Raw genomic sequence first — 16,077 nt, 5'->3', positions numbered from 1 at the left:
TGCGTGCAAAAGCATACCCCCGGCAACTCTCTCATATACTCTACCAGCAGCCAAATGATCGAATAATGCGGAGGGATTGTCATGCTGAAAACGAAGTTGTCCCACTTTCGCTTCACCCGGATCGCTCTTATCCTTCTCCTTATTTTCGTTGTATTCCCGTCCATACAGCCTGCGTACAGAGCTTATGCCGCCGAAGCGGACGGAGACCCGGCAGAGAGTATTTACGAAGCGCTTATAAGCGGACAGAAGGTCGCCTCGGACCGGCCCTACGCTGTTCCTGATAAACCGACGGTCTATTTGACGTTCGACGACGGACCGAGCAAATATACACCGGGAGTGCTGGATATTTTGCGAAAAGAAGAAATCCCCGCCACATTTTTTGTCGTCGGTGAACATGTGGAGGAAAATCCGAAGATGGTCAAGCGGATCGTCTCCGAAGGCCATGCGCTGGGCAACCACAGCTACGATCATACCTACAAGAAGCTGTACTCGGATTACAAAGGCTTCTGGAAGCAGGTCGAGCAGACCGACCGGGCTATCGAGAAAGCGGCCGGTTTCCGGACCGGCTTGATGCGGGCACCCGGCGGAACCGCCGAGAATTTCGATGCCTTCTACTTCTACTACATGAAGGAAGCGGGCTACACGCTGTTCGATTGGGATATCGACAGCGAGGACTCCAAACGGACGGGCGTTCCCGCGGCGGAAATTATCCGCTCGATCCGTAAAGCTCCGCTTAAACATGAGGTGACGGTTTTGTTTCATGACGGGACCGGGCACAAGGAAACGGTAAAAGCGCTCCCGGAAGTTATCCGGTACTTCAGGGACAAGGGCTATACCTTTGCGAGGCTGGACGATCAGGTGAAGCCCGCCCAGTTCCCCGTCCGCAAAGCCGGGCGGTGGCACCGGAGCGCACCCGGCGAAGCGGAATTCGCCCGGACGGCTGCGGCGATGAGAGACTGGGCCGCTTCTGCTACCGCTTCCGTTTCCGGCGGGCGTACGCCTGTCCCGTCCGGCGAAGAAGCGGCCGTGGGAGCGGGCTCCATCCGGCCCCGGCAGGCGGAGCCGCAGCTTCCTCTGACGCTGACCGTAGACGGCAGAAGGACGGTGCTTCCCCCCGAGCAGGCTCTTTTCCGGGAGGAGCGGCTCGAAGTGCCGCTGCGAGTGCTTGCGCAGCAGATGGGGGCCAAGGTCAGCTGGGATCAGGCGGCCTCCACAGCGAGCGTCGACTACGGGTTCACCCGGCTGGACTATAATCTGCGCGACTACACCTTGTCGGTGCGCCTATGGGCCGGGGTGACGGCCGTCTATCATCTGCCCAATATGCGCCTTCTCGACGGGAGTCTCTATGTCCCTCTGAGGAAGACAGTAGAGCTGCTCGGCGGCGACATATTAGACTATCACGCGGACGAAAGCGGGAGAGAAGTGACGATTTCCGGCGGAACCGCTCTTTTTTCCTAGCAAACTGCAAGTCTATTTCCATAGAGAACGGGGAACACTGGGAATATATCATTTCACTAGGAGGCTTTCCCCGTGATTTCCAATCGGACGTTCTTATTTGACCAGCCCCATACTCTTCTACAAAAAGTAGTCGATCAAGTCGCCAAAGTCGTTGTCGGCAAACGGGATGTGATCGAGAAAAGCGTCATTGCCATGCTGTGCGGAGGCCATGTTCTTCTGGAAGATGTGCCGGGCGTAGGCAAAACGCTGCTTGTCCGCAGTCTGGCGGCCACGGTAGGCTGCGGCTGTAAAAGAATTCAATGCACGCCGGATTTAATGCCGTCGGATATTACGGGAGTTTCCGTATTCCGGCCGCAAACCGCCGCATTCGAATTCAGACCGGGACCGATTATGAATCCGGTCGTTCTGGCCGATGAACTGAATCGCGCGCTGCCGAGGACACAGGCGGCCTTCCTGGAAGCGATGGAAGAGCGCAGCGTAACCGTGGACGGTGTCACCTACGAGCTTCCGAAGCCCTTCCTGCTGCTCGCCACGCAAAATCCGCTCGATCATGAAGGGACGTATCCCATTCCCGAAGCGCAGTTGGACCGCTTCCTGATGAAGCTGTCGCTCGGCTATCCGGAGCACGGGGACGAAGTCGGCATGCTGGAGCAGCAGCTTCAGCGGCGTTCGGAGGGCAGCTTGAGGCCTGTTTTGCTGCAGGAAGAATGGGTGCAACTGCAGAACGAGGCCGCCACGGTCAACGTCGACGAGTCCCTGCGCGAGTATATCGTAAGCCTCGCCGGGGCCACGCGGAGGCATCCCGATCTGCGGCTCGGGGCCAGTCCCCGCGCATCCGCGGCCTTGATGCGGGCCGCTCAGGCCAGAGCGCTGATGCAGGGCCGCCGCTACGTCGTGCCCGACGACATCAAATGCCTGGCCGTGCCCGTTTTCGCCCACCGGCTGCTGCCCTCGACGGACGCGCTTATCGGCGGCAGGACGCCTCAGGCTGCGGTCGAAGCGGCCGTCGCTTCCGTGCCGATTCCCGTGCTGCGTTTTGCGGCTGTCCGCTAGGAGGACGCCATGATGAAAACTTGGCTGAATCTGGCGGGAACGGTCGCGGGAGCGGTAGGGGCGCACGTTCTTTACCTCGCTGCCGGGGGACTGGCTCCTCTGATCATCGAGTGCCTGCTCTGGGCGAATGCGGTCTCCGGCGCTTCCGTCCTTTTCTTCACGCTTAACGGGGCGGAGGTTTCCCGCAGGCTCGGGGCGCCCCGGCTTTTTGCGGGTCAGAACGCGGAAGTGAAGCTTGAAGTGACTCAGCGCTCCCTGCTGCCCGTATGCTGGATGGTGGTCCGCGAGCACTGGGTGCATGAGGGACGGGAAGAGAGCAGCTGCAAGTCGCTGCTTTGTTTTCCCTGGACCGCGCCGACTGTCTCACTTTCATACAGACTGGAAGATGTAGGCCGGGGACAGTATGTTTTGGAACGCACAGAACTGCTTTGCGGGGATTTGTTCGGGCTGTTCACCAAAAGGCGCGTCGTGAAAACAGAAGCCGCCTTCACGGTCTACCCAGCGCCTGAATCATTCGGGCTGCGCGGGGTGCCGGGTACGGAAAGCGAAAGCCGCGGGAAACCGTCCCGGCACCTCCGTACAACCGGCGTGTCTGCCGGCATACGGGCTTATGCCGAGGGAGATCCCATGTCATGGATCGACTGGAAAGCGACCGCCCGTACAGGCTCGCTGCAGACGCAGGTACGTTCCGGGATGGTTAAACCGTCCCGGATTATCGTGCTCGACACGGAGCCGGGCTGCGGGGGAGCGGACACCGGGTGCGAATGCGTGCATTCGGCGGGCAAGGGCGCGAAAGGCGGGAAAAGTGCAAGCAGCGCAAAAAAAGGCAAGAACGGGAGGAAAGGCTGGAACGGAACGAGCAGGGAGAGCGATAGGTCCGGGGAAAGCGGCCAGGGTGAGAAGCTCGGCAGCCCGACCGGGACATTAGTTCCAAATTCGGCAGACCGGAACTACCCGGCTAGAACGAATGAACATCCGCAAGCAGACCGCCGCCGACTCGCTTTCGGCAAAAGCAAACATATCCGCGGCAAGCACTCGGCATCCGGCCCATGTGGTCTGGGACAGGCCATGCTGGAGAAGCGGATCCGTCTTGCCGCCTACGCCGTCCTTGAACCGGATACCGGAACCGGCGGGGTCGTTACGGGGACCTCCTTCCGGGAAAGGGCTGTACTTGCTCAATCGGCGCAGCCGTACAGCTTTCCCGTGTTCCAGGGCGTACCCTCTTTTAACCCGGATAACGGCGCTTCGGCTCCAGTTGCAAGCGCGCCTCTGGAACTGCTGGCGGCCGTCCGGGGCGAGACAGGCAAAGGGATTCACATGCTGCGCAAGGAGCATGCTTCCAGAGGCTCGGGCGTTACGCTGCTCTATCTGACTTCACGTTTGGATGAAGCCCTGATAGTCTGTGCCATGGAACTGCTTGCCGCAAGACGGCCTCTGCAGATTGTGTACGTTTCACAATCGCCCATGCTTACGTCTCAGGAGCAAAGACGGCTCTCCGTGTTGCGTGAAGCCGGGGTGGAGGCGGCTTGTTTTGCCGCCGTGGAAGATACGGCTGCCGAGGCGCCTGCCGCGGGGTACGGACAAAGCGCGAAAAACTCCGGTTCCGCCGTCAACAAACGAACGTTTTTCATGAAAAAACATAAAGCGAAACGAATGAAAGTTTCTGCCTCCGCCGATAATTCCGAGGGAATTCAGGAGATGGAGAGGGCCGGCAGCAACGCTTATCCGGGGGTTGTGTCCCGGTCATCCGGCAGCGCTGATTTTTTTAATGAGCATTCGTCTGTCCCTCACAGCATCCCGGGAGATCAAGAGAAGCCGAAAGAGGGAGGGGCGGAAGATGCAATCGGTTAAAAAAACGCTTATTTCACCCTATAAAGCAGCGGATTCCGGGACTTATTCTGAAAGGAACCAAGCTGCCGGACGCCTCGTTGAGAACGAAAAACAGGGGGAGATTTCCTGGATACGGGACGCTGTGCTGACTGTGATCTGGTATATGCTTCTGCTCGAATGGCTGAGTCCGCTTGCTCTCGGTTCTGCCGAATTCCAGCCTTTCGGCATCACTCCTTATGCGGTCATGTTCGGATATTTTCTGCTGATTTCAGCCGGCGTGCGTTCCTTTACGCTGTTATGGACACTTAAGCTGGCCGGGATTGCCGCAGTTTCGGGCTATCAGTTTCAAAAATTGCTGTTTCCTTTCGGCCCTTGGCCGGTCCGACTTTGGGAAACGTTCTTGACTGACCTCGACTATATGGCATCCGGTCAACTTGGCGCACTTAGCGGTTTGACTGAATCGCTGCTGTTTTTGTTCGGTGCGGCCGCTTTTATTTCGGCCTCCCATCAACTACTGCTGCACCGTCAAAACGGGGCCTGGTTTGCAGCCGCAACCGGCGGTTACTTGATGCTCCTCCAAGTCGGCCTCGGCATCGATACAACGCCCGGTTTGATCCGCACCGGGGCGCTCGGCCTGCTTCTGCTTGCGGGCCTGACCGTTCCCCGTCTGCGGAGACAATTCGGCATCGCCGAAACCGGCCGCGGGGGGGCTTTGCCGTGGATGGGCATCAGTGTCCTTGCTGCAGCGGTTTTCTATGCGGCGGGTACCTGGGCAGCGGGCGAAGCCGGATCAGCGGCAAAAATGAAGCCCCTGAGCTTGTCCGCCGCCGCAGACAAATGGGCTGCGCTCACGCGCGGGCATACGGGTTCAGGCGCCGGCCAGGCAAACGGCTCATCCTCCCTCAGAATTTCGGGATACGGAGCCGATGATTCCGTGCTGGGCGGTGCGCTGATTTCAGACAACAGGGTTGTGTTTAGCGCCCGGACGCCGGTTCTTGCGTATTGGCGCGGGGAAGCCAAGAGCGTCTATGACGGGCGCGGCTGGTCCCAGCCTTCCGGCACGCTCCGTCCGGCATTCCCGGCTTTGCCGGGGCAGACGGAGTCGGCCGGAAGAGGTGAGGTTTCTAAGGGCGGCGCGTCGCCCGCAGAAGCCGGAGCGGCCGCCGGTAACGGACAGTCTGCGGAGGGAAGTAACATGACTTCGGCCGATCGCAAAGCCACTGATGCAGCAGCCGTGAAAGGTCCCTACACCCAGGAGGTTACAGGGATTTCGGGGCAGCTGGGGATGCAGCTGTTTGCCGGAGGTGAAGTGTTGAAGCTGGAAGAAGCCAAAAATACTTCCGGCCAATCCGTTAAGCCGGAGACTCTCTGGCTGAACAACGAAAGCGGGAAAGCTGCCCTTCCCGTGACGGATGATCCGCTGCAATCCTACCGCGTGACGGTTAAGCCTTTTGCATTCGGCAGCGGCTGGTCCATGCCCGATCCCGGCCCGCAAGCGTTCCCGGTTATGCCAGTGAGCGACGCCGAGATCAGAAGCGGATCGCGAAGCAGTGTGGACGGCAAGGGGGATAGAGGAGATGGTAGAGGGAATGGGGCTGTGGACGAAAATGTCAGCGGTATGGGGACCGCAGGAGGCGGTTCCGGTTCAAGTGATAGTAGTGGAAACGCTGGTGGTACGGGAACCACAGGTGACTACTCTGGCGCAGCGAATGGCAGCCCGGGAGCCGGCGGCACAAACGTCAGCGGCAGGGGAAGCGCAGGCGAGCATCCTGACACTGTAAGCGGCAGCGAAACAAACGCGGGTTCCGTCAGCAGACCCGGACCCGAGGCAAATGGTGCAAATGCCGACCGTACGGGAAGCGCGGGCGAACGATCCGGCACAGCTGACAGCAGCGAAGTAAATGCGGCGGCTGATAGCCGTACTTCCGCTGCCGGAGGCAACGGCAGCCGTAGTGAAACCGTAGGCGCGGAAGCCGGAAGCCCCGGGCGGAACACGCATGCTTCAGCTGCGCTTGCCGAGCCGGAGCCTGCCGAGCTCGCCGCGTACCTCCAGCTCCCGGACCGGCTGCCGCAGCGCGTCCGCGACCTTGCGGAGCGCGTGACCGCCGGCAGCGGGCAGGACCGTCTCGCGGCGGCGCTCGCCCTGGAGCGGTACCTCCGCACGGAGTACCGCTACAGCATGGACAAGCCGACGCTCCCGGCCGCCGGCGGAGACTTTGTCGACCACTTCCTGTTCGTCGACAAGCTGGGGTACTGCGACCATTTCTCGTCGGCTATGGTCGTGATGCTGCGCGCGGCGGGCATTCCCGCCCGCTGGGTCAAAGGCTTCGCCCCCGGCGAAGCGGGCGAACGCGGCCCGGACGGCACCCTGGCGGTTACCGTCCGCAGCCGCGACGCCCACTCGTGGGCCGAAGCGTACATCCCGGGCGCCGGCTGGCTCGCTTTCGAGCCGACGCCCGGCTTCGCGGCTCCGTCCGGCGCCGGAGCCGGGGCCGTGCCCGCAGCCATCTCCTCGCCGGAAGAGGAGACGGCCGCTGCGGACACGGCCGGCCCTTGGGCAGCGGAGCTGCTGCCCGCACTTGCCCGGGCGGCCGATTCGCCGGCCGCCTGGGGTTCGGCCGCGCTGCTCGCTGCGCTTGGCGCGGCCTGGCTGCTGCGGCGCTTCCGGCCGCGCCGCGCATCCAAGGCGCCGCTGCGCAAGAGCGCGGCGCTCCGCCGCGGCACGGGCAGCACGGCGCTGATGGAGCGGCTGTGGCTGAAAGTGTTCCGCAGCCACGGCCGCCTAGCCCCGCAGCAGACGCTGCGCGAGTACGTCGCGGGACTCGCTGGACTTGATCCCCGCCGGCGACGGGCGCTGGAGGAATTTGCCGCTTTGTACGAGGAAGTCCGCTATGACCGCAGCGGCGCCGGGATTATCGGCAAAGGGCGCATTTTGGAGCTTTGGAAGCGGATCGAAGGCTAGGGTATGCCTTGATTCATCCGCCTTTGTTATATATAATGATCAAGATTATACTAGGAGGCGGACCATGGATATCCAAAAATCACACGAATTGATTGTCGTTTTAGACTTCGGCGGGCAGTACAATCAGCTGATCGCCAGACGCATTCGCGACCTTGGCGTTTACAGCGAATTGCTCCCTTACAATACTTCAGCGGACAAAATCCGCGAATTGAACCCGAAAGGGATCGTTTTCTCGGGCGGACCTGTCAGCGTATACGGAGAAGGTTCTCCGGTCGTAGACCCTGGTGTGTACGATCTCGGCATTCCGATCATGGGCATTTGCTACGGCATGCAGATGATCGCGCACCAGCTGAACGGTAAAGTAGAGCGCGCCGTTACGCGCGAATACGGCAAATCGGAAGTTGAATTCCAGTCTCACAGCCGTCTTGCGAAGAATCTGGATTCCAAGCAAGTGGTCTGGATGAGTCACGGGGACCATGTCTGCGATCTGCCGGAAGGATTCGTTCTTGACGCAAGCACGGAAACGTGCCCGATCGCGGCGATGAGCCACCCGGATAAAAACATTGTGGCCGTCCAATTCCACCCGGAAGTCCGCCACTCGGCGCAAGGCAACGAAATGATCCGCAACTTCATTTTCGATATTTGCGGCTGTACCGGCGACTGGAGCATGGAAAGCTTCATCGAAGATACGATCCGCGATATCCGCGAACAAGTCGGCGACCGTAAAGTGCTGTGCGCACTGAGCGGCGGCGTAGATTCTTCCGTTGTGGCCATTTTGATCCACAAAGCAATCGGAGATCAGCTGACCTGCATGTTCATCGACCACGGCCTGCTCCGTAAGGACGAAGCCGAGAGCGTGATGGAGACCTTTGTAGGCAAATTCGATATGCACGTAGTCAAAATCGACGCACGCGACCGCTTCCTCGGCAAACTGGCCGGAGTGAGCGATCCGGAGCAAAAGCGTAAAATTATCGGCAACGAGTTTATCCGCGTTTTCGAAGAAGAATCCGCACAGCTGGGCGATTTCGCTTTCCTCGCTCAGGGCACACTGTACACGGATATTGTCGAGAGCGGCACGGCAACGGCTCACACAATCAAATCTCACCACAACGTAGGCGGACTTCCCGAAGACATGAAGTTCCAGCTTGTCGAGCCTCTTAAGGCGCTCTTCAAGGACGAAGTGCGCAAAGTCGGCGAAGAATGCGGCCTTCCGGGCGCCATCGTTTGGCGTCAGCCGTTCCCGGGCCCGGGTCTTGCGATCCGTGTTCTCGGCGAAGTAACGGAAGAGAAGCTGAAAATCGTCCGTGATTCCGACGCGATCCTTCGCGATGAGATCGCCAAAGCCGGTCTCGACCGCGAGATCTGGCAGTACTTCACGGCTCTTCCTAACATGAAGAGCGTGGGTGTTATGGGCGATGCCCGGACATACTCTTACACAGTAGGCATCCGTGCCGTTACATCCATCGACGGCATGACAGCCGACTGGGCGCGTATTCCTTGGGATGTCCTGGAGAAAATCTCCGTACGGATCGTCAACGAAGTGGATAACGTCAACCGTATCGTCTACGATGTGACGTCGAAGCCGCCTGCAACAATTGAGTGGGAATAGCATAAAAAGAGCAAGGCCGGACCCTTCCGAAAAGGGCTCCGGCCTTTTTTATCGCCTCCGTTCCTCTCCGCCTTACATGGAAAAAATCCCGAACATTAACTCTTTTTTGCCAGTTAAATATTCGTTATTCCGTATTGACAAGATCCGATTCGCTTACTAGAATGAAGAAGAATAACAAAATTGAATGCTTTTCGTATAATTCCGGGGATTGGCCCGGAAGTTTCTACGAGGTCACCGTAATGATCTGGCTACGAAAAGAACGTGCAGCCCAGCGGCCTTTGGCGCCTCTTTTTGAAATGGACGATCGCGAATTTGCTCCGGCAAATTAGGGAAGTTTATTTCCAAAGGAAGTGACCGATGACCGTGGGAGCCGCTCTTTCTTGCAACCGGCCCAGGTGATACAACGTCGCCCGGGCTTTTTGTTGTTCTCATCCAATTTAAGGGGGATTTCGTTGCAATGGATCGTTTTTTTAGATTAAAGGAAAACGGCTCAAACGTACGGACCGAAATTATGGCGGGTATCACCACGTTTATGGCTATGGCTTACGTGCTGGTGATTAACCCGAACATCTTGACCGCTTTCGGCAAAACAGGCATGGAGTGGTATCCCGTATTTCTCGCGACGGCTCTGGCCGCCGGTATTTTTACCATCGCCATGGGTCTGTTCGTGAACTTTCCGGTCGCTCTGGCGCCGGGTATGGGACTTAACGCGTACTTTGCGACTGTCGTGGTATCCACCGCTTCCACCAACAACCCGATCACTTGGCAGATGGCTCTGACCGCCGTCTTTATCTCGGGGATCATTTTTATCATTCTGACCATTACAAGACTGCGGCAGATGCTGCTCGTCGCGATTCCGGACGGAATCAAGCACGCGATTACGGTGGGGATCGGTCTTTTTATCACCATCGTGGGGTTGAAAAATACCGGCCTTATGACAATTGCGGCTGAAACCGTTAACGATATTCCGAAAGGCCAGTTTACACCGCTTAAGGGCTTCGAAACCGTTATTGAACTGGGCAGCTTTAAAAGCCCGGACGTGATTATGGCTTTGATCGGCCTCGTCCTGATTTCCATTCTGATGGTGCTCCGTGTACGCGGTGCGATTTTGTTCGGTATTTTGGGCACGACGATTATCGCTCTTCTGATGGGATACGTTGACCTGAGCTCGCTGAACAATCCCCAGACGCCTTGGATCCCGGATCTCGGCCAGCTTAACTTCTGGGAGTTTGATTTTGCCGGTATTATGGGCGTAGGCATCGTATCGGTCATCGTGACCTTTACCTTCGTCGAAATGTTCGACACGTTCGGTACGCTTGTAGGTACGGCTAACCGTGCCGGCATCATGAAAAACAAAGAAGAAGGCAACAAACGCGTCGGTAAAGCGATGTTCGTCGATGCTTTTGCGGTGAGCGGCGGCGCCATGCTGGGTACCAGCACCGTAACCGCTTATGTGGAAAGCTCCGCCGGTGTTGCGGAAGGCGGCCGTACCGGTCTGACTTCGCTCACAACGGGCATCCTGTTCATTCTCGCTCTGTTCTTCGCTCCGATTATCGCTTTGATTCCGGGTTCCGCGACAGGCGCGGCCTTGATCGTCGTAGGCGTTCTGATGATGCAGTCGGTGCGTGACATCGACTTCCAGGATCTCGTGATCGGGATTCCGGCGTTCCTGACCATCACGTTCATGCCGTTCACTTACAGCATTGCCAACGGTATTTCTCTTGGTATCGTAGGTTATGTCATTCTGGCGGTTATTTCTCAGTTGAGCAGCCGCGTTGAAAAGAAACACAGCATTCATTGGCTCATGTGGGTATTGTTCGTCCTCGTTATCGCGCGCTACGTGTTTATCGGCGTGAGCGGTTAATGGTTTGAAAAGTCCCGGACCGGCCTCGGATTAAATCCGACTGGCCGGTTTTTTTGTGGTCATTTACTTGATTTTATTTTCACTATTTCCAAAATTTGATAGATCGTATATACTAGGTTTTGTGCCTTTGTTTTTCCTCATTCCCCCTCCCGCTCGTCCCTCTAACTCCTTTCGTGTCATTTTTATCTCTTCCATTGCTGTGCCAATCAAAGCTATTTGGTTTACTCTCTATGTTTATTTGCTGTGCCTGCTTCTACTATTTAACGTGTGAAAAGGAGGTTTTTTAATGGTTTTTCTCAGAAAAAACAAAAGCATTTGGGGAGCTGCCCTTTTATTTGGGACGGCCGCTATACTCCTGCATGAGGATGCCAAAGCAGATGGCCTTACGACAGAGCTTGCCGCGGCTGTTCCGGCCCAGTCTTTTAGCGATGTGGAAGGGCACTGGGCTGAAACGGTCATCCGCAAGGCAGCCGAGCTTAACCTGGTACAAGGGTACAGCGACGGGACCTTTCACCCGGACGGCAAAATTACGCGTGCCGAATTCGCGGCAATGCTGAACCGGGCTACAAAGCAGAAAACGGACACTACGGCGGCAGAGAGTTCCCTTTCCGGCTTGCAAAACCACTGGAGCCAAGCGGAGGTGAACAAGCTTGCTGCTCTCGGCTTTATAGACCTGAGGGACTATAAGGACGGCTTTTCACCCGACCAAGAACTGACGCGCTACGAGATGATCAAATGGATTTCAACGGGCCTCGCCCAATCGGAAGTAAGCTTTAAACAGGCGTTGGAGGACACGAAGGGGACCCTGCTGCCGACTCCCGAAACCTACAAAGGAGGTATTGCCAGCGACCAGATTCCTTATGTGGCGCTCGTAAAGGGTACCGGTATCGTAGACGGGTTTGAAGACAGCACGTTCCGGCTTGCCCAAGCGACCACAAGGGCGGAAGTCTCCGCCATTTTGATGCGTTTTATGGAGGTGGAAGGCAGCAAAGCCGAACAATACAAGGGGCTTAACGAGCTTAGAGAGGTTGGGCTGACAGGGTCTAATTTGACGACTATAACGAAGTATAAGTATGGGATGGATTATAACGGCGTAGTTCGTGACTTTTCTTTTATAAGAGGCAAAAGTATTTCTCTCCGAGGCGGCGTCGGAACAATGAAAATCAACCGCGTAATCGCTGTGGATTCCGATAATGACAGCAACGTCAGCATTTATAAGCCTATGTTTCTTGAAAATGTCGAGAAGTATCAGATAGGTAAGTATATTTTGTATAGTGAAATTGCAGTTCAATCTGATGTAAAGGATTTAAGCAATTTAGAACTAGGTAATGCAATGGGGAATGGAATTACATCAGCGACTAGATTACGAGGAGAGAATGTTAATCAATTTAGTTTAAAGACCTTGTCGAACCGCAATAACAATGAACTTCTTAATAGCAGCAAAGATGAGTTGTTCTGGGTTTCACAAGTGCTACAAACAACTTTACCTGAAAATCGACCATCTCTTTCTTATAGCATAACAGCAGATAATAAAGATTTTATAATGATATATTTATCACAATAAGAAAGGGAAAAGTAGAAGTGACGATGAAGCTAAAATTAATAAGAATTATTTCTATAATTGGATTGCAGTTGCTTTTGATTTTATGTTGGACTACCCAAACTGTAAGGGCCTTAGAACCCCCTGAATCGTCAAAGAGTTCTAAAACTAAAATAGCACTTTCGGGAAATGTGACCGCTAATCCGGGAGTATATTGGTACCAATTGGATAACGGGAAATTCCGAGCCGACTATTCAAACGGTACGAAACAAAAAGATGTGGAGTGGAATAGAGTTTGTGACAGTCCTTTCCCAATAAAATCAACCATGGAAGATGATATAAACTTATCGAAGTGGAAAGCACAAACATGGGAGTATAACGGCAGAACAATTCAAAGTGATAAAGTTGATAAAGTTCGATTGTATGAAGTTACATATCATGATGCATTTTCATATGAACCCGTCATTCCGGGATCAAAACCCGACATCATCAACGATAGTTACGCTTTGTTAAATACCTATACAGGTATGGATTTTATCGAATCCGACTACAAAGAATTTATGAAGAGGCCGAATGGCTGCCCGAAGGTAGTCGTTATGTACGAAACCCCAGTCGATATCACCTGGGCAGGAGACATCTACGAGGAAAAAGAAATCACCGTAGTACCCGACTCGTCCATTTCCGTGGGTCAGAAAGTTCAGCTCCAGGCAAACGTCAAAACAAAGGACTGGGGAGCGAGTGACTGGGGAAAGGAATATGACGTTGCCACCCGAACAACCGAAACCACGTGGAAATCCGAAGACGAAACTATCGCGACTGTGAATGCTTCCGGACAAGTTCAAGGAAAGAAGGCCGGCAAGGTTAAGGTAAGAGCTACTTGGGATAACGGCGATTACCGCATCTCGGATGCTGCTGAAATTACGGTTACGACAGACCCCGGCCTTGTCATCAATCTCCCGAAGCCCGAATTCTGCACCTCCGACTCTTCTCCACAGCAGGCGGAAGCCATATTGACTAAGCCGGACGGCACCTCTTGGCCCCTCCAAAAACACGATAAACTTACTTGGACCAGTTCCAACCCCTCCATCGCAGTCATTGACCAAACCGGCAAAATCACCCTGAAAGCAGCAGTAGGAGCCACGGAAATCACGGCTCATTTCAAAGATGATCTTCAGCATCTGGACGAGAAGAAATCGGTGACTCTAACAGTCAAAGATTGCGGCTCCTCAGGCGGAGGAAACCCCGGTACGGGAAATCCCCAGCCTCCCGGAGGAACCAACGGATGCAGTCCGGTGATCAATCCGCCGGCTAAAGGCCTCACACAAAGCGGTTACTCCATGGACCCCCAAACAAGCGGAATGCTTCGTGCCGACAGGCGCGGTGCCGAAACCTTTAACGTCCTCGAAGGCATCCCCACTTCCGAAAGCCTTTACGCCAATGTACAAAGCCTCCACTACCTCTTTCAAAACAAATTCACCAACATGACCGGAGAGGTCACCTACAACGTCCCCGTCACCAAGACGTATGTATGGACCGTTCCCGTTCCTCCGCCCGGTGCTCCGATCCCCATGAGCCAGACAGTTACTCAAACGATGACCGTCAAGCGTCCTTACGGCTACTGGCAAATCGATAATCTGGAAGTTTACCGGCCTGGGCAGGCGCGAGTCAGCAACTATGCTCTTGGCGGGTATGGCGGTTCGGTTACTTTGGACGCTAAAAATTACACGCCTCCCGTTATAACAAGCACAAATAAAGACGACGTATCCTCTCACGTACAACCCTCGAATTGCAATTCCATAAACTTGGGTACCGGCGGAGGCCCGCCTATGAACGAGACCGGCTTGTATCAAGCTGCTGCGGAAGCTGCGGTCGGCGCTAACAAAGTGAGCAACGATCTTTTGGTGTTCGACGGGGCCACGCTTATGGACAACCGGATTCACGACGCCGCGGCTCCACTGCCCAAGCCTATTCCGGAGCCTGCCAGGTTAGGTGCGGATACTTTTTACGGGACCGGCTACACGATCAGCAAAACACTGGCCAATCGGCAGGCCCAGCCCACAACGGGAACAATCGCGTACACGCTTCTCCCGGGGAACATTAAAGGAGGAGCGGACAAAACCTTCGACATCCCCGGAATCAATCCCGTCACGGTTTACACGCCGGTCATTATGGTGCCTTCGGTTTCCGACGATCAGGCGCATAATCAGAAAACGTCCCCTGCATACGACCGCTCCGCGCTAATCCTTGACCGTCCTTTTAGCGTAACCGTACCCACAACGGGTCCGCACCGCGGCATCCCGGGTTACGGAATTCGTGATTATGCCAAGTACACCAGGCAGAAACAAGTGTGGTTCCCGTTTGACACTTACGACGCATCTATGAAATTTATACCGAAGCATACGTGGATTGACATTCCGTTAGGGCAATTGTCTGCAACGTTTTATATGCCTGTATGGGTCGACGAAGGTCCTTATAGTGTTCTTTTTCGCTCTATTGCGGAAAATGCTCCGGTATCGTTTACGACAGAACCGCAGGCTAACCTAACCTTGATCAATCATGTTGCCACTGATACAGTTCCGGTCGATGTGATCGGACGTCTCTATGATTTTAAAGTGACGGACATCGCAGATTATAATTGGGAAAACGTATTTCGTACGGCTAAAGGCAGTGCGGCACACACCGGAACGAAATATTGGATAGGGGAAAAAGGTATCGACGGTCAACCGCGGCCGACTGGCTATCCCTTCATCCTTCCGATTCATCCGGGAAGCCACCCCGAACCGGGATTTAAGAACATTTCGGTTAAAACAGGCTATCATATCAAATTTGATCTCAAAACCAAAGGCAATATGTTCGGTTCGGACGATGGTGTGCGGATTACGCCTGCGTTCTATTTCATCTCTAATGAAGACGGCAAAAGACAGCCCGTTGATTTGTATTATCATGCCGATAACAAGCCTTTTGTTCGTATAGGTTCCCCGCAGGACCAGGAAAAGCGTTTTGTCGTATTAAACGACCGGCTTCGCAATTTGAGCGCACTGGAGCTTGAGCAGACGGCTGGGTATCTTTTCGATCAGGCTCCGGGTTCCTTCACGAACCTTGCGGCATTTACGGCCGACTATATAAAGAAAGCGGCCAAGCCGACCTGGGTGGGGACTTATCATTGGCTCATTTTGCCCCAGCAAGTGCGGACTTTTATTGGGGAGACGCAAAACATTCCGGCTGGAGTTGATAGAGCCAGGGCCCTCGCTTCCGATCAAAAATGGTACGGGGAGTACAGCCTGCCTGCAGCGGTCTATACCGTAACGAAAGGAACCGACCTCGCCGTCTATGGCCGGAAACAAACGCTCGACGACCGGTCGCCTGTCTTTTTGCGGAATGGCTACATCGTCGTGAATTTCAATATTGAAAGCATTCGGGGAAGAGACGTGAACAGGCCATATTTGCAATATATCCACGGCCCATTGAATAACCAGTGGCAGATGGAGGGTGGCGCGGGGAGCGTTACCGACACCAAGGGACAATCATTCCCGGTGATGGACGGAGACGTCGTTTTTTATCATGGAGACCTTTCAAGCTACGATGATTTCGGCTCTAACGGTACTCATTAGACATTAAGGTACACGATTGCAAGTAAAAAGAGGCAGAGAAAAGAGTCTGGAACACGGCTCTTTTCCGCTTCCACAAAATGGTTGTTGCAAAAGACGTCGGATGCTGGTAAAGTTACTTCTTGCCGGCAACAACGAAACACGCCGCGAAAA

The 16,077-nt window shown here is 55.1% G+C and carries 8 protein-coding genes and 1 riboswitch; all 8 genes read left to right on the top strand.

What is annotated here, in order from left to right; translation table 11 throughout:
* The first annotated feature begins 81 nt into the window (after positions 1-81).
* The 8 genes from ABH899_RS21595 to ABH899_RS21560 all read left to right on the top strand — a co-directional run bounded on the left by ABH899_RS21595 (position 82) and on the right by ABH899_RS21560 (position 15,927).
* A complete protein-coding gene (locus ABH899_RS21595; protein WP_370000450.1) occupies positions 82-1,458 on the top strand; it encodes a polysaccharide deacetylase family protein in 1,377 nt (458 codons plus the stop codon).
* A gap of 72 nt (positions 1,459-1,530) precedes the next feature.
* Positions 1,531-2,511 carry an AAA family ATPase gene (locus ABH899_RS21590; RefSeq protein ID WP_370000448.1) on the top strand — a complete coding sequence of 327 codons (981 nt, stop codon included), beginning with the start codon at positions 1,531-1,533 and terminating at the stop codon, positions 2,509-2,511.
* A 9-nt stretch (positions 2,512-2,520) separates the two neighbouring features.
* Positions 2,521-4,362 (top strand): DUF58 domain-containing protein, encoded by a 1,842-nt coding sequence (locus ABH899_RS21585; RefSeq protein ID WP_370000446.1) that lies wholly within the window; start codon positions 2,521-2,523, stop codon positions 4,360-4,362.
* On the top strand, positions 4,349-7,303 hold the full coding sequence (locus ABH899_RS21580; RefSeq protein ID WP_370000444.1) for a DUF4129 domain-containing transglutaminase family protein: 2,955 nt from the start codon (positions 4,349-4,351) through the stop codon (positions 7,301-7,303). The genes ABH899_RS21585 and ABH899_RS21580 overlap by 14 nt, the downstream gene beginning before the upstream one ends.
* Positions 7,304-7,367: 64 nt before the next feature.
* Positions 7,368-8,912: a glutamine-hydrolyzing GMP synthase gene (guaA, locus tag ABH899_RS21575; RefSeq protein ID WP_370000442.1), complete on the top strand. Its 1,545-nt coding sequence runs from the start codon at positions 7,368-7,370 to the stop codon at positions 8,910-8,912.
* A gap of 171 nt (positions 8,913-9,083) precedes the next feature.
* Positions 9,084-9,183, top strand: a riboswitch (purine riboswitch).
* Positions 9,184-9,369: 186 nt separating this feature from the next.
* The gene (locus ABH899_RS21570; protein ID WP_009677212.1) at positions 9,370-10,776 is read left to right on the top strand and encodes an NCS2 family permease; all 1,407 of its coding nucleotides are present in this window, start codon (positions 9,370-9,372) and stop codon (positions 10,774-10,776) included.
* 286 nt (positions 10,777-11,062) lie between these two features.
* Positions 11,063-12,340, top strand: a complete 1,278-nt coding sequence (locus ABH899_RS21565; protein ID WP_370000440.1) for an S-layer homology domain-containing protein — start codon at positions 11,063-11,065, stop codon at positions 12,338-12,340.
* A 23-nt stretch (positions 12,341-12,363) separates the two neighbouring features.
* A complete protein-coding gene (locus ABH899_RS21560; RefSeq protein ID WP_370000868.1) occupies positions 12,364-15,927 on the top strand; it encodes a DUF5704 domain-containing protein in 3,564 nt (1,187 codons plus the stop codon).
* Positions 15,928-16,077 lie beyond the last annotated feature (150 nt).

This window comes from Paenibacillus sp. RC84, from assembly GCF_041260495.1.
Lineage (GTDB): Bacteria > Bacillota > Bacilli > Paenibacillales > NBRC-103111 > Paenibacillus_F.
This window is presented reverse-complemented; position numbering and strand designations above follow the sequence as displayed.